A 17,026-nucleotide genomic window follows, 5' to 3' on the forward strand; every position below is an offset into this window, starting at 1 on the left:
CGCACGAGTGGCGCAGGACAATCGACTTAGGCATACCTAACTTCGATCTGAAAGATAGGTTAGCCTTACTTTATGAGCGATACGAAATCCGGCTTCTCGATCGAGCGTCGCGGGCTCGACCTGCGGTTCCGCACGGTGACACTGAGCGCCAGGCAATGGCTCGCCCCCGACTTCGTCCGCGTGCGCCTCACCGGCGGCGATCTCGAGGGGTTCGACTCGCCCGGATCCGACGATCACGTGCGCCTCTTCTTCCCGTCCGGACCGGTCGACACCGTCGAGGAGATGCGCGCGGCGCCGAGTCGCGAATACACACCCCTCGCCTGGGGCGCGGACTGGCTCGACGTCGAGTTCGCAGTGCACGGCGACGCCGGCATCGCCGCACCCTGGGCAGCCACCGCTCCCCTCGGATCATCGATCGGCGTCGGCGGACCCCGCGGATCGATGGTGCTGACGGGCGCGCCCGGCTCCTGGCTTCTGGTCGGCGACGAGACCGCGATCCCCGCGATCCGGCGCTTCGCGACGCTCATCCCCACGGATGTCGCCGCGCGAATCGTGATCGAGACGGTCTCTGCCGGGCGCGAGATCGACATCGAAGCGCCTTTCGACATCGAGTGGTTGCATCGGGATGCTGCTCCCTCGGGATCGGCGCTCATCGCGTTCCTCGAAGGACTGACGACAGAGGACTCGATCGGCGACGACCCGTTCGTGTTCATCGCGGCCGAGCAGTCGATCGTCAAGCCAGGGCGCGCGCTGCTGGAGCGCTGGGGCATCGAGGCGGCGCGTGCCGTGGTGAAGGGCTATTGGAAGCGCGGCGAGGCTGAGTACCACGCGCCGCATTGACGGAGAGCTCGACGCCGCGGGCCTGTTCTGCACACCAGTGGCACACCGCGAGTTCTCCCCGCTCGTCGGGATGACGGTATACAGCGAGACCGATCCTGATGCGCGGTCTGGAACGATGCGAGGATGACACGGTGCACCTCATGAACGACGCTCAGATCTGGACGATGATCGGTTCGTTCACTGCGCTCATGCTCGGAATGCTGACTGTCGTATCGACCCTGTTCATCCGCGTCGTCCGCGCCGAGATCGGCGGACTCCGCGGGGAGGTAGGCGGGCTCCGCGGTGAGATGAACGCCCAGATCGGCGGACTTCGCACCGAGATGAACGCCCGCTTCGACACCGTGAACACCCGCATCGACGGGCTCGACCGCGACATGCAGGCCGTGATCAAGCGCTCCTTCGGACTCGACCGCGACTGACGTCAGACGATCGGCGCGGCGACCGCCTCGGCATCCGCCCGGTCGGTGAACGCCTCTTTCGGCACGAACACGAGGATCGCGGCAGCCACGAGTGCCGTGACACCGCAGACCACCCAGACGGTGATGTACCCGGCGAAGGATCCGGCTGTGCCCTCTACCGCGCCGCTCACGCCGTTCAGCAGCGCGATGCCGAAGATGCACGAGGCGATCGCCCCACCCACGGTCTTGACCGAGTTCGTCAAGCCCGTCGCGACCCCCGTCTGGGTGGCGGGAGCCGCCGACGCGGCTGCAGCAGGAAGCGCAGCGACGAGCGCGCCGGATCCGAGTCCGACGACGACCATGTTCGTGACGACCTGCAGGTACGAGTCGTGGAAGGGGAGGAACAGCAGGAATCCGACGCCGACGAGCAGCGATGCTCCCATCAGCGTGACGCGCGGAGTGAGGAGTCGGGCGATCACCGGGAACAGCAGGGCACCGGCGATCATCGCGATCAGATACAGGCCGATGATCAAGGAGGTCGCGAAGCCCGTGGTTCCGAGTCCGTAGCCGTACACGCCCGGGTCGGTGCGCGCGAAGGTCGACAGCGGCGCCTGGGCACCGAGGACGCTGACTCCGAACAGGCCGGCTGTCAGGAACACCGGGCCGAGCGCCGGCGAGCGGAACATGCGCACGTCGATGAGCGGATCGTCGCAGCGGAGCTCCCACAGGACGAACGGGATGACGAGCAGGAGGCCGAGCGCGACGACAGCCCACGACCACGGGTTGACTAGCCCGCCCTCGAGACGCAGCAGGCTGAGCCCGCCGGTGAAGCAGATGAGCGCCATCGAGATGAGCACGACGCCGACCGTGTCGAACACGCCACCGGTCGGATCTGGCGACTCCTTCACCCCGAACAGGATCACGAAGAAGCAGACGACGATGAGGATGGCGGGGATCAGGAGCACGACCGTCAGCGGCAGCACGTCGATCAGCGCGCCGCCGACGAGTGCACCGATGATCGCGCCACCCTCGAGTGCCGCGACGAGGAGCCCTGCGGCCTTCGCCGTGATCGAGGACCGACCCTCCATCCGACGCGAGCGCGACCAGATCAGCGCGATCTCCAGCGGCAGCCAGACGACGTAGAACCCCATCAGCGTCCAGCCGATGAGGAAGACCGGGAAGGAGTCGGTGAAGGGCAGGACGAGCGCCGCCGCGGCGGTCAGAGCGGTCGAGATCAACAGCATCCGCTTGTGGCCGACCATGTCGCCGAGCTTCGCGAAGGCCGGCACGACGAGCGCCGAGAGCATGAGCTGTGTGCCCTCGAGCCAGTTGACATCGGCGTCATGGATGCCGAGGTGCCGCGCGATGTCGGTGAGCATGGGCGTGTAGTAGCCCTGCAGGACACCGCTGGTGAATTCGACGAAGGCCAGGAACCCGACGACCGTCGCCAGGGTGCCCAGAGTCCGACTGCGCGTCATCGCGACTCCTCGATGAAAAGGCTGATCCGGGCGTCCAGGCGCCCGGGGAAGGGTGAGATCACCCTAGTCGCTCGAGGAGGGAGCGATGGAACAGCTCGCCCCGCTCGAGGGCGGCGATCTCGACGTTCTCATCCACGCCGTGAATCGACGCGCGCTGTGCGTTCGACATGTCGAGCGGGGCGAAGCGATAGACGGCGGGCGCGAAGCGGTGGAAATGGCGCGAATCCGTCGCCGCCATCATCACGTACGGCACGGCTGGAACGCCCGGGTGCGACACCGAGAGCGCGTCGGCCAGCAGGGCGAACTGGGCGTTGTCGGTCGCAGACTCGGGCGACGGCTCGCTCGCCTCCTCGACCTTCACCACCACCAGCGGATCCCGGATGCGCCGACGCACCCGCAGTACGGTCTGCTGCGTGGTCTCGCCCAGTGCGATCCGCAGGTTCACGGTCGCTGAGGCCTGCGACGGCAGGACGTTAGCTGCCGTTCCGCCTGACTGCATCGTGGGCGCCACGGTCGTGCGCACGAGGGCGGCCGGCTCACCGCCGAGAGCTGCGAAGACCCGACCGGTGAGGAACGGCGCGGATCCGAGCAGACGGAGGAGATGCCGAGCCGGCCCCGGCGTCTGGGCGCCGAGCTGTGTCAGCATCCGCCCGATGGCCTTCGAGGGCCGCGGTCGGAACGTGCGGGGGCCGAGCCGGTCGACGGCCCGCGCCACTCGACGCACGGCGGTGAGCGCCGGGGGCGCCGAGGCATGACCGCCCTCGCCGCGCGCCGACAGGGTGAGCGTCATCACGCCTTTCTCCCCCACACCGATCATGGCCGCACGCCCGGGCACGAACGGCAGCGGAGCGTCGACGACCGCGCCTCCCTCGTCGACGACCAGCCACGGGACGATGCCGCGCTCGCGGAGCACCCGTGCGATCTCCTCCGCCGCGCGGCCGTAGGTCTCCTCGTTCCCGCCGAACGAGAGGTAGACGTCGCGTGCGGGAACGAACCCGTCGGCGAGCAGGTTCTCGACCGCTTCGAGCACGACGATCAGCGGACCCTTGTCATCGAGAGCTCCACGTCCGTAGACGATGCCGTCGGCGATGACACCGGCGAACGGCGGATGCGTCCATGCGTCGCTCTCATCGACAGGCACCACGTCGTAGTGCGCCATCAGCACGACCGGATCTTCGGACGTGAGCCCGCTGCCGATCCAGTGGAGGAGCAGTCCGAAGTCGGTGTGCCGCTCGAGCGTCAGCTTCTCGTGGACCAGCGGATAGAGGTCGGCGATCAACCTGACGAAATCCTCGAACGGCCCGGCCCCACGCTCCTCGAGCTCGGCCGACACCGTCGGCAACTGGATCATCTGCGCGAGGCGCTCGGCGATTCCGGGGCGAGGTTCGGTCACGTCGGCCATCGTATCGCCGCGCCTTCCTGTCTCCGCCTGCACTCCGGTCGCACTTCCTGCCGCCCGGAGCCCGCTCGCACGGCACCGACTGCGACCGGAGCGTGTCCCCCGCGTCCCGCGGAACGCACTGGACGCGAGACAATCAAGGGGTGAGTCTGTTCACCCTGGCCCCCAAGCGCGGTCCGCGCTGGCACCTGGCGACGCAGGCGGCTCTCGGAATCGCCGTCCCGATCGCCGTCATGACCCTTCTCGGCGAACCGTCGCTCGGGTACATCGCGGCATCCGGCGCCTTCACCGTGCTGTTCGCCGGCACCGCGCCTGCCATCGACCGGGCGAGGATGCTGCCCTTCGTCGCGCTGGGCCTCATCATCAGCGCAGCCCTCGGCGTCGTCCTCTCGGCGAACGCCTGGCTCGTGAGCATCGGCGTCGTCGTCGTGGCGATCGTCAGCGCAGCCCTGGCGTTCGGATTCCGTCTGGGTCCTCCCGGCCCCCTGTTCTTCGTGCTGGTCTTCGGGCTGTCGGCCCACGTCGTCGCGAGTTCGCCGATCGCACCGCTCGTCTACATCGCTGCGCTCGCGGCGGGTTGTCTGTTCTCGTATCTGGTCGCGATGGCTCCCCTGCTCCTCCCCCGTGCGCGCACGATCACGGCGCGACCGCTGCGAGAGCTGCTGCCCGGCCCGACCTTCACAGCCGATTCACGCATGCTCCTCCTGCGGGTCGCCATCGTCGCCGTGATCGGAGTGCTGCTGGGCCTGGTGATCGATCCGACGCGGACGTACTGGATCGTCGGTTCCGCCGTCGCCGTGATCGGTGTCGCGGCCGCGCGTCGTGCCGCCGTGCAGCGCGGACTGCACCGGATGCTCGGCACCGTCGTCGGCGCCGGCGTGTACGCGCTGCTCGCGCTGCTGCATCCGTCCGGCCTGTGGTTGGCGCTGCTGCTGGGCGCCCTGCAGTTCACGATCGAGCTCGTCGTGGTGCGTCACTACGCCCTGGCACTCGTGTTCATCACTCCGCTGGTGCTTCTGCTGACCGGCGCAGCGACCGGCGAGATCGGATCGATGGATGTCGCGTTCGAACGCATCGTGGACACCGTCGTCGGGGCAGCCCTCGGCGCCGCATCCGGCCTGCTCCACCCGCGCGCCGACGCCAAGAACGACTGACACTCGACGCCGACCTGCGCGCAGGCCATACTCGCACCATGAGCCGCGCGCCCGAGATCGACGAGTATCACCGCACCCTCGCTCCGCAGGATCGCGAGATCTGCGACCTACTCGCCACGGCGATCGAACAGGGACTCCCCGAAGCTTCGGGCAAGGTGTGGCACGCGCATCCGGTGTGGTTCCTCGACGGCAATCCGATCGTCGGCTACCACCGACTGAAGGATGCCGTACGTCTGATGTTCTGGAGCGGCCAGTCGTTCGCGGGCGCTGGCCTCACCGCGTCAGGGACGTTCCAGGCAGCCGAAGCGAGATACCTCGATGCCGCCGACGTCGACACCGCAGCCCTCACCGGCTGGCTCGCCGAGTCACGCCTGATCCAGTGGGACTACGAGCACATCCGTACGAACCGCGGGTTGGTGAAGCGGACCGAGTTCTGACCCGGCGCCGGGAACACCCAGAGCACGCCGCCGGTTGCACCGGGAGGACTGGAAGGGATCCCGATGGAACTGACGCTCGTCACATCCGCGTTCTGCGGAGCCTGCTCGCGCACCCGCTCGGTCGTGACCGATGCCGCACGATTCCTGCCGGATGCCACGGTCACCGAGATCGATGTGGCCCGCGAGCCCGACGCCGCCGAAGCGCTCGACATCCGCTTCACACCGACCGTCATCATCCGCGACGCCGAGGGCACCGAGGTGTTCCGCGCCGAAGGTGTGCCGACCGTTCCCCAGGTGCTCACGGCCGCGGTCAGGGCGCTGCCCGGCTGATCCTGCGCGCTCGCTCTTGCGAATGTCCGACCCCCGGCGAAGAATGACCTGCAGCGGGTCGGTGCCGACTCCGCATCACATGACTGGGGGCAGCACCGTGGCGAATCTCAACCCGTATCTCTCGTTCCGCACCGAAGCGCGGCAGGCGATGGAGTTCTATCAGAGCGTGCTCGGCGGTGATCTCGAGATCAACGTGTTCGGCGAGTTCCCCGACATGGTCCAGAACCCCGACCAGAAAGACCTCGTGATGCACGCTCAGCTCACGACCTCCGACGGGCTCGTGCTCATGGGGTCCGATACACCCGACGGCATGCCCTTCGAACCGCCGCAGGGTTTCTCGGTCTCGCTGAGCGGCAACACACAGGAGAAGACACAGGCTGTCTGGGACGCCCTGTCCGACGGCGCCGCCATCACGATGCCACTCGACACCCCTCCGTGGGGTGGCACGTTCGGGATGCTCGTCGACCGCTTCGGAGTGCCGTGGATGCTGCACGGCGACCCGGAATGAACCGGGCCGACGTTCGCTGTCAGGCCTCGGCTCAGCGCAGAGCGTTCGCCTCGATGAAGGCGCGGAGCTCATGCTCGTCGTCTGCCATCTCGGTCGTCCGCTGCGGAGCGTCGAGCATCTCGCGCAGCTCTGGCGAGTAGTCGAGCTCGACATCGATCGCCTCGCGGATCGTGTCAGCGAACTTCTGCGGCTTCGCAGTCTCGAGCACGAGCATCGGCACACCGGGCTCCGTGTACTCCCGCGCGACCTTCACTCCGTCGGCGGTGTGCGGGTCGATGATGTCGCCCGTGGACTCGTAGACCGACGCGATGGTCGCGAGACGGTCGTCGTGGGTGGATGTTCCACTCACGATCCCGAACTCTTCGACGAAGCGCGCGAGGTCTGCGGTGAAGTCGAAGTGCCCCTGCGTGTCGAGGTCCTGCCAGGCGCTCACGACCCGAGCCGCGTCGCGGCCGACGAGCTCGAAGATGAAGCGCTCGAGGTTCGACGCCTTGGAGATGTCCATCGACGGGCTGGAGGTCGCGAGCGTCTGAGCGGCACTGCGTGGGCGATACACGCCGGTGCGGAAGAACTCGTCGAGGACGTTGTTCTCGTTCGCAGCGAGCACGAGTCGGCGGATCGGGAGGCCCATCTGCTTCGCGAAGAAGCCCGAGAGGATGTTGCCGAAGTTGCCGGACGGAACAGTGAACGACACCTCGGTCCACCCACCGGCATCCGTCGCCCGCAGCCACGCCCAGAAGTAGTAGACGACCTGTGCGGTGATGCGGGCCAGGTTGATCGAGTTGACGGCACCGATGTTCTGAGCGCGCTTGAAGGCGAGATCACCGGCGAGCACCTTGACGAGGTTCTGGCAGTCGTCGAAGACGCCGTCGACGACGATGTTGTGGATGTTCTCATCGTCGAGCGAGAACATCTGAGCGCGCTGGAACGCACTCATGCGTCCCTTGGGCGACAGCATGAAGACCGAGATGCGGTCCTTGCCACGGAGGGCATGCTCGGCCGCGGACCCGGTGTCACCGGACGTCGCGCCGAGGATGTTCAGCACCGAGCCCTTGCGCTCGAGCGCGTACTCGACGACCTGGCCGAGGAACTGCATGGCCATGTCCTTGAACGCGAGGGTCGGCCCCTCGGACAGACCCACGAGCGTGAGATCATCGCCGATCGAGCGCAGCGGCACGACCTCTTCGGGGAACGGTTCGTAGGCGGCGGCGGTCATGCGCGCGAGATCGACCCGAGGGATGTCGGTGGCGAACAGCCCCAGCACCTCGGTCGCCAGCTGCGGATACGTCAGTGCACGCCAGCGCTCGAGCGTCTCACCGTCGACGGTGGGCATGGTCTCGGGAACTGCCAGCCCGCCGTCGGGGGCGAGCCCTTCGAGCAGGGTCTCGCAGTACGGCAGCGGCTGCATGCCGCCTCGGGTGGAGATGTACTGCACGGGTGCTCCTCGGATCGGAATCGGCACGGGACCTCCATTGTCGCAGGTGGCCGAGAGGTGAGTGCGCGAACGCGCAGATCCCCGCGATCAGAACAAGGATGTGGGCAGCGCCCCCTCGTGTTCGAGCAGCCATCGCTTGGTCGCCAGCCCCTGTCCCGGTGCGCCGCCGGAGTATCCCCCCAGCCCGTCGCCCGCGACGACGCGATGGCAGGGCACGATGATCGGCACCGGATTGGCGCCCATGATCGCGCCGATCCCTCGCGCGGGCACCTCGGTGCCGCTGCGCCGAGCGAGCCGGCCGTAGGTCAGCGTCTCTCCGTGACCGACCGTCTCGTAGAGCGCCATCAGCACCGACCGGGTGGTGTCGGTCTGCCTGCCGAGATCCACGGGCAGGTCGAACTCCCGCAGCGCGCCGGCGAAGTACGCCGTCAGCTGGGCGAGCGCTTCTGCGAGCAGCGCGTCGGGCTCGGCATCCGTCTCGGCCGGTGCCCCCGAGCGCCAGGTGACCCTCCGGATCGCCGCCCCGTCGCTCACGACGCCGATCTCGCCGACGGGAGAGAGCAGGGTTCCGAACGAGGGCATGGCGAGAGGGTACCGCGACTCGGGGCAGCGACCTGGACCTAGCGCCTTTGAGATGTGGAGGCAATGGTATTCCGCTTCCGGTTCTCACCTCTTAGCGTGTACATCATCAACAGAATCAGGAGCCATCATGACTGCGAAGACCCATACCGCGCATGACCACCAGCCCGTAGAAGGCCAGGCTCCCGCGAAAGCGACCACGCCTGTCGAGCCCCTGTACGAACGCGTCGACCTCGACCGCTACGTCGTGCTCCACGACGGCCCCATCGGCTACGTGGAACACGTGCATCCGGTGTTCGTCTGCTATGTCGGACACCCCTATCACCAGGCTGACGAGATCGCGCAGGTGCATGATTTCCATGACGCCGTGAAGACCGTCCTGCACCGCGCCGTCGCGACTCGGCGCGCTCTGTGAGCCACGACGTCTGGCCCGGTTCGCCGTACCCCCTCGGGGCGACCTTCGACGGACAGGGCACGAACTTCGCGCTGTTCAGCGAAGGTGCCGAGAAGGTCGAGCTGTGCCTCTTCGATGACGACGGCAACGAAGAGCGCGTACCTCTCGAAGAGGTCGACGCGTTCGTGTGGCACGGCTACCTGCCTTCGGTGCAGCCGGGCCAGCTCTACGGATACCGCGTGCACGGCCCCTACGAGCCCGCCCAGGGTCAGAGGTTCAACCCGAACAAGCTGCTCCTCGACCCGTACGCCAAGTCAGTGGCGGGGCGCATCGACTGGGGACAGCCGCTCTTCGGCTACGACTTCGGCGACCCCGACTCCCGCAACGACGACGACTCCTCCGCCACGATGGTCAAGGGCGTCGTCATCAACCCGTTCTTCGAGTGGGCCGGCGACCGCCTGCCGAAGACGCCGTACGCGCAGACCGTCATCTACGAGGCGCACGTCAAGGGCCTCACCGAACTGCACCCCGACGTTCCCGAAGAGCTGCGCGGCACGTATGCGGCGATCGCGCACCCGTCGGTCATCGAGCACCTCGTGCATCTGGGGGTCACCGCGATCGAGCTGATGCCGGTGCACCAGTTCGTGTACGACTCCACTCTGCTGGAGAAGGGCCTGACGAACTACTGGGGCTACAACACCCTCGCGTTCTTCGCGCCCCACAACGACTACTCGTCGAGCGGACAGCACGGTCAGCAGGTGCAGGAGTTCAAGGCGATGGTGCGCGCTCTGCACGCCGCGGGCATCGAGGTCATCCTCGACGTGGTCTACAACCACACCGCCGAGGGCAACCACATGGGCCCGATGTTGTCGATGCGAGGCATCGACAACGAGGCCTACTACCGCCTCGAAGAGGACCGTCGGTATTACACCGACTACACGGGCACCGGGAACAGCCTCAACGCCGGCAACCCGCACGCGCTGCAGCTGATCATGGACTCGCTGCGCTACTGGGTCACCGAGATGCACGTCGACGGCTTCCGCTTCGACCTCGCGTCGACCCTCGCGCGCGAGTTCTACGACGTCGATCGCCTCGCGGCGTTCTTCGAGCTCGTGCAGCAGGATCCGATCGTCTCTCAGGTGAAGCTCATCGCCGAGCCGTGGGACGTCGGGCCCGGCGGATACCAGGTGGGCAACTTCCCGCCACAGTGGACCGAGTGGAACGGCAAATACCGCGACACCGTGCGCGACTTCTGGAGAGGAGAGCCCCAGGCTCTGGGCGAGTTCGCGTCACGCCTCACCGGCTCCGCCGACCTCTACGAGCACTCCGGCAGGCGCCCGGTGGCATCCATCAACTTCGTCACCGCGCACGACGGCTTCACACTGCGTGACCTGGTCTCGTACAACGAGAAGCACAACGACGCGAACGGCGAGGACAACAACGACGGAGAGTCCCACAACCGCTCACAGAACAACGGTGTGGAGGGGCCGACCGACGACGAGGACGTGAACCGCATCCGCGCCAGACAGCAGCGCAACTTCCTGGCGACGTTGCTGCTGTCGCAGGGTGTGCCGATGATCGCTCACGGAGATGAGCTCGGGCGCACGCAGGCCGGCAACAACAACGGGTACGCCCAGGACAACGAATTGACCTGGGTCGACTGGAATGCCGCGGATCGCCCCCTCGTCGAGTTCACCGCTGCGGTGGCACGGCTTCGTCGCGACCATCCGACGTTCCGACGCAGCCGCTTCTTCGACGGCCGGCCGGTGCGGTCGGAGGACGGCGAGCGCGTACCCGATGTCGTCTGGCTGCGTCCGGATGGCCGTCGCATGGAACCGGAGGACTGGGATTCCGGCTTCGGCCTCGCGATCGGAGTCTTCCTGAACGGTCAGGGGATCCGCGAGAAGGACCGTCGCGGTCGCCCGGTCACCGACCAGAACTTTCTCGTCTACTTCAACAGCGGGACGGATGCCGTCGAGGTCGCTCTGCCCGACGAGCGGCACGGCCATGCGTGGGAGGTCATGATCGACACAGCGGGCGAGCGGGCCGACGGCGCGACGCTGGATCCGGGCGCAGCGGTCTCACTCGAGGCTCACTCGCTCATCGTGCTGCGCGACGTCGACCGCACCGTGGTGTCGACGGACAATTCGGTCGAGGCGTCGCTGCGCATTCAGACCGAGCAGTCCGAGGCGCCGGCGCCGGCCCCCACCGCGGAGCTGCCTCGATGACCCGACGTCCGCTCTCCACATATCGACTCCAGATCAGGGCGGGCTTCACGCTCGACGACGCCGCGGCGGTCACGGCGTACCTCGCCGACCTCGGCGTCTCCTGGGCCTACCTGTCGCCACTGCTCGCGGCCGTGCCGGGTTCTGACCACGGATACGACGTCGTCGACCATTCCCGGGTCGACGACGCCCGCGGCGGCCCCGAGGGGCTGGAGCGCTTTTCCGCCGCCGCGCGCGCGTCGGACCTCGGCATCCTGGTCGACATCGTCCCGAACCATGTCGGAGTGGCGCTCCCCCGCGCCAACCCCTGGTGGTGGGACATGCTGCGGCTCGGTCGGGCATCGAAGCACGCGATGGCCTTCGACGTCGGCAAGAGGGTGTCAGAGGGTCGGGTGCGACTCCCGATCCTGGGGTCTTCGCCCGCCGAGGTTCTCGCCGCGGGGGAGATCGTCATCGACACGACCCCCGCGGACGATGCTCCCGACGGAACCCTGAGCTACTTCGATCACGTGCTGCCGCTGGCTCCCGGAACCGGAGCTCTGGCAGAGGATCTTCCTGCTCTGCTCGACGCCCAGCACTACGAGCTGCGGTTCTGGGAAGACCAGAACACCGATCTCGACTATCGCCGCTTCTTCGCCGTCTCGGAGCTCGCGGGCATCCGCGTCGAGCTTGCGGACGTGTTCGACGAGTCGCACCGGGAGATCGCGCGGTGGATCACCGACGGACTCGCCGACGGACTGCGGGTGGACCACCCGGACGGGCTTGCGCACCCCGGCGACTATCTGGAACGTCTCGCCGACGCGACCGGCGCCGCCTACACCCTGGTCGAGAAGATCCTGGAGCCCGGCGAGGAGCTGCCCTCCTGGTGGCGCACCGACGGCACGACCGGCTACGACGCGCTGGTCGAGATCGATCGGGTCCTGATCGACCAGTCGGGCGTCGACGAACTCGACGCCCTCGACGCCCGGTTGCGCGCCGAGACCGGTCTGCCGGTCGCGCAGCCGTGGCACGATCTGATCCTCACCACGAAGCGGAAGGTCGCCGACGAGATCCTGCAGTCCGAGATCCGCCGACTGGTGCGCGCGCTGCCGTTCGGCATCGTCGGAGCGGAGGATGCTCTGACCGAGATCATCGCGAGCTTCCCGGTGTACCGCGCGTATCTGCCGGCGGGGCGCGAGCATCTGCAGCACGCGATCGATGACGCCTCCCGTCGACGGCCCGATCTCGCCGAGTCGATCGCCGAGCTCGCGCCGCTGCTGTTCGATACGACGCTCGAGGTGGCTGAGCGGTTCCCGCAGGTCACCGGAGCGGTGATGGCGAAGGGCGTGGAGGACACCGCGTTCTACCGCTTCACCCGGCTGGGCACCCTGACTGAAGTCGGTGGCGACCCCTCGATCGGTTCGCTCTCGGTCGACTCGTTCCACGATGCGCAGCGGTCACGACTCGCCTCATGGCCGCACTCGATGACCACGCTGTCGACGCACGACACGAAGCGCTCCGAAGACGTCCGCGCCCGGCTGTCGGTGCTCGCTGAGGTGCCTGAGCGCTGGTCCGAGACGCTGACGGAACTCCGCGCCGTCGCCTCGACCGGACACGGCCCCCTCGACGCGCTCCTGTGGCAGGCGGTCGTGGGAGCGTGGCCCGTCTCGACGGAGCGGCTGACCGCCTACGGTCTCAAGGCCGCTCGCGAAGCCGCAGAGGCCACTGAATGGCAGCATCCCGACGCCGAGTTCGAGAAGGGCGTCACGGCGATCGCCGAGGCCGCCAACGGCTCGGCGCGAGACATCGTCGAGCGGTTCGTCACCGAGATCGTCGCCCCCGGCCGCGTCAACTCGCTGTCCGCGAAGCTGCTCCAGCTCGCTGGCCCCGGTGTTCCCGACGTCTACCAGGGCACTGAGCTGTGGGACCACTCGCTCGTCGACCCCGACAACCGTCGACCCGTCGATTTCTCCGCACGATCCGACATGCTGCGCCGACTCGACGAGAATGCCGCCCACGGCATCCTTCCTCCGATCGACGACTCCGGTCTCGCGAAGCTGCTCGTCACCTCGCGGACGCTGCGCATGCGGCGCGACCACGCCGACCGGTTCCAGGGCTATCGGCCGGCGATCGTCGCCGGCCAAGCATCCGACCATGCGATCGCGATGGACCGCGGCGGCGCGCTCGCTGTGGCCACTCGACTGCCTGTCGGTCTGGCGCGTCGAGGCGGCTGGGGAGACACCGTGCTGATGCGGCCCGACCTCACCGCCGTCGATGTTCTGACGGGGCGGCGCTTCGACGGAGGCCCGATTCCGCTGGCAGACCTGCTCGACACCTATCCGGTCGCGCTCCTGGTGGAGGATCGATGATCTCGGTGTGGGCTCCCCGCGCGAACACCGTGCGGCTGCGGCGTCTGACTCCCGCGTGCGTGCTGATCTCAGAGCACGACATGACGCCGACTTCGGCGGAACCGGGATGGTGGAGCGCAGACGTCGCGATGGCAGAGGGAGAGCGCTACGGCTTCCTCCTCGACGGCAGGGACGAGCTTCGACCCGATCCACGCTCGCGCCGCCAGCCCCGAGGGGTGCACGGGCCGTCGGCTCTGTTCGACGCCTCCCGCTTCGAGTGGACCGATCAGCAGTGGACGGGGCGGCAGCTCGCCGGAGCCGTGATCTACGAACTGCACGTCGGCACCTTCACCCCCGACGGCACCCTCGACGCGCTGATCGGGCGACTCGACCACCTGGTCGACCTCGGCATCACGCACGTCGAGCTGCTGCCGGTGAACGCGTTCAGCGGCACCTGGAACTGGGGCTACGACGGCGTGCTCTGGTACGCGGTGCATGAGGCCTACGGCGGACCGGCCGCGTACCAGCGCTTCGTCGATGCAGCGCACCAGCGAGGCCTCGCAGTGATCCAGGACGTCGTCTACAACCATCTCGGTCCGAGCGGCAACTATCTGCCCGAGTTCGGGCCGTATCTGCGCGACGGCGAGCACACCTCCTGGGGCGAGTCGGTGAACCTCGACGAGCCGGCGGTGCGCGAGTACATCATCGAGAACGCTCTGATGTGGCTGCGCGACCTGCACGTCGACGGTCTGCGCCTGGATGCCGTGCACGCCCTTCACGATCGAGAGGCGCCGCACATCCTCCATGAGCTGTCCGAGCGCGTCGACGCACTTTCGGCTCAGCTGGACAGGCCTCTCAGCCTGATCGCCGAGTCGGATCTCAACGACCCCACCCTGATCCTTCCCCGCGAGGCCGGAGGCTATGGTCTCACCGCGCAGTGGTCGGACGACTGGCACCATGCGGCGCACGTCGCATTGACCGGCGAGACGGAAGGGTATTACGCCGATTTCGCCGCTCCTGAGGCCTTCGGCAAAGTCACCGAGCACGGGTTCTTCCATGACGGCACCTTCTCGTCCTTCCGCGGGCGGGCGCACGGTCATCCGCTGCCCGCCGATGTGCCGGCATGGCGCCTGGTCACGTTCACGCAGGATCACGATCAGATCGGCAACAGAGCCGCCGGCGACCGCCTCACGGCATCTCTCACCCCGGGGCGCCTGGCGGTCGCTGCGGTGCTCACGCTCACCGCACCGGGTACTCCGATGCTGTTCATGGGCGAGGAGTGGGGCGCCTCGACGCCGTGGCAGTTCTTCACCTCGCATCCCGAGCCCGAGCTTGCTCGAGCCACCGCGGAGGGCCGCATCAACGAGTTCGCGCAGATGGGATGGGACCCCGCCCAGGTTCCGGATCCGCAGGACCCTGGCACCTTCGATCGCTCGCATCTCGATTGGCACGAGCGCCACACTCCGGCGCATGCTGAGCTGCTCGACCTGTACCGCCGACTCATCGCCCTGCGGCGACGGAATCCCGACCTCACTGATCCCGATCAGACGCGCACGAGAGTATCGCTCCTCACCCCCGAGGCTGCGCCTGCGGCCAGGGCGTTCCGGATCGACCGAGGGCAGACGTCGGTACTCGTGAATCTGACGGAGAGCGAGGTCGCGTTCGACGTCGACGTCAGCGCCGAGGTGCTGCTCGAGACGTCCCGATCGCGACACCATCACAGCGGCATCACCGTCGCCCCGGAATCCGCGGTCATCGTCGGACGGACGACCTGAGGCGGTTCATCTCTCGGGAAGAAGATCCCTTGCGAAGCACAGCGAGAGTTCGCTGCCGACATAGTGACCGTACAGCGGGATGGGCGAGTAGCCCTCGCGCTGGTAGAAGCGCACCGCGTCGGGCTGGGCGGTGCCCGTCTCGAGTACCAGTCGTCGGATGCCGAGGCGCTGCGCCTCCGCTTCGAGCGTCCTCAGCACGGCGACCGCCGCACCGGTGCCACGACTCCCGGGGGCGGCGTACATGCGCTTGATCTCGGCGACATCCGGTCCGAGCACCGTGGCATCGAGCGGTCGCAGCCCTCCGCACACCACTGCCTCGCCGACCTCGTTCCTCGCGATCAGGAAGACCGGAACGTCGTCAGCGGTCGGGGCCACCCCGGGCTCATGGTCATCGCTCCCGTACCTGGCGTCGAGCTCCGCCCGCTGCGCTGTGCGCAGACGCTGGGCGTCGCGATGCATCCACTCGACCCGTTCGACCGTGACAACCATGTTCCTTCAGCTCCTCCTCCGTGACTCGATCACGGTACCGACCGCAGGTTTCCGCGGTGTTGCGACGACATCTTCAGAACGCATTCATTCACGCATATCTGAATTCAGCATTTTCTGTACTATGAACCCGTGACCCTCTCCGCCTCTCTCACCCATACCGCTGCGGTGGCACGACTGGGCCACGCCCTCTCGGACTCGACGCGCGCAGCGATCCTGCTGAGCCTTCGTGACTCCTCGGCGTATCCCTCCGACCTCGCCGATGCACTCGGCGTCAGCCGACAGACGCTCTCGAACCATCTGGCCTGCCTTCGCGGCTGCGGACTCGTCGCAGCAACACAGGACGGCCGGCGCACGCGCTACGAACTCGCGGATCGACACCTCGCGCCCGCGCTCGACGAGATGATGCGGGTCGCACTCATCGTCGATCCGACGTGCTGCGATGGCGAAGGGTGCACCTGCTGATGGCGCCGCCCACGCTCTCTTCCTCACGGCGCACGGTTCTCCACCGCCGTATCCGCATCATCGTGGGCATCACGATCGTCTACAACGTCATCGAGGCGGTGGTCGCTCTCGCCGCGGGCACCGTCGCATCGTCGGCGGCCCTCATCGGTTTCGGACTCGACTCGACGATCGAGGTGCTGTCGGCGGCGGCCGTCGCCTGGCAGTTCTCGCGGAAAGATCCGGAGCGGTGGGAGAAACCGACTCTCCGTGTGGTCGCGCTCGCCTTCTTCGCCCTGGCGTTCTATGTGACGGCCTCGTCTGCGCTGGCGCTCTTCACCGGCGAGCGTCCCGAGCACAGCACCGTCGGACTCGTGCTGACGACCGTGAGCGTGATCGTGATGCCGTTCCTGTCGCTCGCGGAGCGCCGAGCAGGGCAGGAGATCGGGTCGGCCACCGCTGTCGCGGACTCGAAGCAGACCCTGATCTGCACCTATCTCTCTGTCGCCGTCCTCGCCGGCCTCGCACTCAACTCGCTGTGGGGCTGGTGGTGGGCGGATGCCGTCGCCGGCCTGGTCATCGCAGCCTTCGCGATCCACGAGGGAATCGAGGCGTGGAAGGGCGATGCGTGTGCGACCTCGATCGGCATGCTCCTCGAAGACGACCACGACCACGACCACGACCACTGAACGACATTCGTGCATGTTTTTCGTGAGGGTGCGTCATCATTTCGCGACCGCGAGGTCTTGAAGGTGAGACGAATGGCGAGCACGGGGGTTCATAGCTCGTTCCACGTCTGGACCGCGCCACTCCCCATTCA

17 protein-coding genes are annotated in these 17,026 nt (G+C 67.5%); 12 read left to right on the forward strand and 5 right to left on the reverse strand.

Annotation, left to right across the window (positions count from 1 at the left end; translation table 11 throughout):
- Positions 1-72: 72 nt before the first annotated feature.
- Positions 73-840 (forward strand): siderophore-interacting protein, encoded by a 768-nt coding sequence (locus ACZZZN_RS11695; RefSeq protein ID WP_463505311.1) that lies wholly within the window; start codon positions 73-75, stop codon positions 838-840.
- A 140-nt stretch (positions 841-980) separates the two neighbouring features.
- Positions 981-1,259, forward strand: a complete 279-nt coding sequence (locus ACZZZN_RS11700; RefSeq protein WP_463505312.1) for a hypothetical protein — start codon at positions 981-983, stop codon at positions 1,257-1,259.
- A 2-nt stretch (positions 1,260-1,261) separates the two neighbouring features.
- Here ACZZZN_RS11700 and ACZZZN_RS11705 read toward each other — a convergent pair whose 3' ends face one another.
- Positions 1,262-2,716, reverse strand: a complete 1,455-nt coding sequence (locus ACZZZN_RS11705; protein WP_463505313.1) for an MFS transporter — start codon at positions 2,714-2,716, stop codon at positions 1,262-1,264.
- A 58-nt stretch (positions 2,717-2,774) separates the two neighbouring features.
- Positions 2,775-4,118, reverse strand: coding sequence for a M20/M25/M40 family metallo-hydrolase (locus ACZZZN_RS11710; RefSeq protein ID WP_463505314.1), 1,344 nt, complete (start codon positions 4,116-4,118; stop codon positions 2,775-2,777).
- A gap of 140 nt (positions 4,119-4,258) precedes the next feature.
- Between ACZZZN_RS11710 and ACZZZN_RS11715 the strand changes: the two genes are divergently transcribed.
- The 4 genes from ACZZZN_RS11715 to ACZZZN_RS11730 all read left to right on the forward strand — a co-directional run bounded on the left by ACZZZN_RS11715 (position 4,259) and on the right by ACZZZN_RS11730 (position 6,544).
- Positions 4,259-5,269 (forward strand): FUSC family protein, encoded by a 1,011-nt coding sequence (locus ACZZZN_RS11715; RefSeq protein ID WP_463505315.1) that lies wholly within the window; start codon positions 4,259-4,261, stop codon positions 5,267-5,269.
- A gap of 38 nt (positions 5,270-5,307) precedes the next feature.
- A complete protein-coding gene (locus ACZZZN_RS11720) occupies positions 5,308-5,706 on the forward strand; it encodes a hypothetical protein (RefSeq protein WP_463505316.1) in 399 nt (132 codons plus the stop codon).
- A gap of 63 nt (positions 5,707-5,769) precedes the next feature.
- Positions 5,770-6,036, forward strand: a complete 267-nt coding sequence (locus ACZZZN_RS11725) for a thioredoxin family protein (RefSeq protein ID WP_463505317.1) — start codon at positions 5,770-5,772, stop codon at positions 6,034-6,036.
- 79 nt (positions 6,037-6,115) lie between these two features.
- Complete coding sequence (locus tag ACZZZN_RS11730) at positions 6,116-6,544, forward strand: VOC family protein (protein WP_463505318.1); 429 nt, start codon at positions 6,116-6,118, stop codon at positions 6,542-6,544.
- A 31-nt stretch (positions 6,545-6,575) separates the two neighbouring features.
- On the opposite strand, the gene thrC is transcribed toward ACZZZN_RS11730, so the two are convergent.
- Positions 6,576-7,979 (reverse strand): threonine synthase, encoded by a 1,404-nt coding sequence (gene thrC, locus ACZZZN_RS11735; RefSeq protein ID WP_463505319.1) that lies wholly within the window; start codon positions 7,977-7,979, stop codon positions 6,576-6,578.
- An 87-nt stretch (positions 7,980-8,066) separates the two neighbouring features.
- Positions 8,067-8,561, reverse strand: a complete 495-nt coding sequence (locus tag ACZZZN_RS11740; protein WP_463505320.1) for a methylated-DNA--[protein]-cysteine S-methyltransferase — start codon at positions 8,559-8,561, stop codon at positions 8,067-8,069.
- A gap of 127 nt (positions 8,562-8,688) precedes the next feature.
- Here ACZZZN_RS11740 and ACZZZN_RS11745 point away from each other — a divergent pair, with 127 nt between their 5' ends.
- The 4 genes from ACZZZN_RS11745 to treZ are packed head-to-tail and all read left to right on the forward strand — an operon-like array spanning position 8,689 to position 15,279.
- Positions 8,689-8,973 carry a hypothetical protein gene (locus ACZZZN_RS11745; protein ID WP_463505321.1) on the forward strand — a complete coding sequence of 95 codons (285 nt, stop codon included), beginning with the start codon at positions 8,689-8,691 and terminating at the stop codon, positions 8,971-8,973.
- The gene (gene glgX / locus ACZZZN_RS11750; protein ID WP_463505322.1) at positions 8,970-11,180 is read left to right on the forward strand and encodes a glycogen debranching protein GlgX; all 2,211 of its coding nucleotides are present in this window, start codon (positions 8,970-8,972) and stop codon (positions 11,178-11,180) included. The genes ACZZZN_RS11745 and glgX overlap by 4 nt, the downstream gene beginning before the upstream one ends.
- The gene (gene treY / locus ACZZZN_RS11755; RefSeq protein ID WP_463505323.1) at positions 11,177-13,525 is read left to right on the forward strand and encodes a malto-oligosyltrehalose synthase; all 2,349 of its coding nucleotides are present in this window, start codon (positions 11,177-11,179) and stop codon (positions 13,523-13,525) included. Before glgX ends, treY begins: the two co-directional genes overlap by 4 nt.
- Positions 13,522-15,279: a malto-oligosyltrehalose trehalohydrolase gene (gene treZ / locus ACZZZN_RS11760; protein WP_463505324.1), complete on the forward strand. Its 1,758-nt coding sequence runs from the start codon at positions 13,522-13,524 to the stop codon at positions 15,277-15,279. Before treY ends, treZ begins: the two co-directional genes overlap by 4 nt.
- Before the next feature lie 6 nt (positions 15,280-15,285).
- On the opposite strand, the gene ACZZZN_RS11765 is transcribed toward treZ, so the two are convergent.
- Positions 15,286-15,768, reverse strand: a complete 483-nt coding sequence (locus tag ACZZZN_RS11765) for a GNAT family N-acetyltransferase (RefSeq protein ID WP_463505325.1) — start codon at positions 15,766-15,768, stop codon at positions 15,286-15,288.
- A gap of 129 nt (positions 15,769-15,897) precedes the next feature.
- Here ACZZZN_RS11765 and ACZZZN_RS11770 point away from each other — a divergent pair, with 129 nt between their 5' ends.
- Together ACZZZN_RS11770 and ACZZZN_RS11775 are read left to right on the forward strand one after the other, a co-directional pair.
- Complete coding sequence (locus tag ACZZZN_RS11770; RefSeq protein WP_463505326.1) at positions 15,898-16,230, forward strand: ArsR/SmtB family transcription factor; 333 nt, start codon at positions 15,898-15,900, stop codon at positions 16,228-16,230.
- Positions 16,230-16,895, forward strand: a complete 666-nt coding sequence (locus tag ACZZZN_RS11775) for a cation diffusion facilitator family transporter (RefSeq protein WP_463505327.1) — start codon at positions 16,230-16,232, stop codon at positions 16,893-16,895. Before ACZZZN_RS11770 ends, ACZZZN_RS11775 begins: the two co-directional genes overlap by 1 nt.
- Positions 16,896-17,026 lie beyond the last annotated feature (131 nt).

It is taken from the genome of Microbacterium sp. AC145, from assembly GCF_979258505.1.

Bases quoted from the DNA above. Each gene is read 5' to 3' on its own strand.
- ACZZZN_RS11695 (WP_463505311.1), top strand. From the start codon at position 73: ATGAGCGATACGAAATCCGGCTTCTCGATCGAGCGTCGCGGGCTCGAC.
- ACZZZN_RS11700 (WP_463505312.1), top strand. From the start codon at position 981: ATGAACGACGCTCAGATCTGGACGATGATCGGTTCGTTCACTGCGCTC.
- ACZZZN_RS11705 (WP_463505313.1), bottom strand. From the start codon at position 2,716: ATGACGCGCAGTCGGACTCTGGGCACCCTGGCGACGGTCGTCGGGTTC.
- ACZZZN_RS11710 (WP_463505314.1), bottom strand. From the start codon at position 4,118: ATGGCCGACGTGACCGAACCTCGCCCCGGAATCGCCGAGCGCCTCGCG.
- ACZZZN_RS11720 (WP_463505316.1), top strand. From the start codon at position 5,308: ATGAGCCGCGCGCCCGAGATCGACGAGTATCACCGCACCCTCGCTCCG.
- ACZZZN_RS11725 (WP_463505317.1), top strand. From the start codon at position 5,770: ATGGAACTGACGCTCGTCACATCCGCGTTCTGCGGAGCCTGCTCGCGC.
- ACZZZN_RS11730 (WP_463505318.1), top strand. From the start codon at position 6,116: ATGACTGGGGGCAGCACCGTGGCGAATCTCAACCCGTATCTCTCGTTC.
- ACZZZN_RS11740 (WP_463505320.1), bottom strand. From the start codon at position 8,561: ATGCCCTCGTTCGGAACCCTGCTCTCTCCCGTCGGCGAGATCGGCGTC.
- ACZZZN_RS11745 (WP_463505321.1), top strand. From the start codon at position 8,689: ATGACTGCGAAGACCCATACCGCGCATGACCACCAGCCCGTAGAAGGC.
- treY (WP_463505323.1), top strand. From the start codon at position 11,177: ATGACCCGACGTCCGCTCTCCACATATCGACTCCAGATCAGGGCGGGC.
- treZ (WP_463505324.1), top strand. From the start codon at position 13,522: ATGATCTCGGTGTGGGCTCCCCGCGCGAACACCGTGCGGCTGCGGCGT.
- ACZZZN_RS11765 (WP_463505325.1), bottom strand. From the start codon at position 15,768: ATGGTTGTCACGGTCGAACGGGTCGAGTGGATGCATCGCGACGCCCAG.
- ACZZZN_RS11775 (WP_463505327.1), top strand. From the start codon at position 16,230: ATGGCGCCGCCCACGCTCTCTTCCTCACGGCGCACGGTTCTCCACCGC.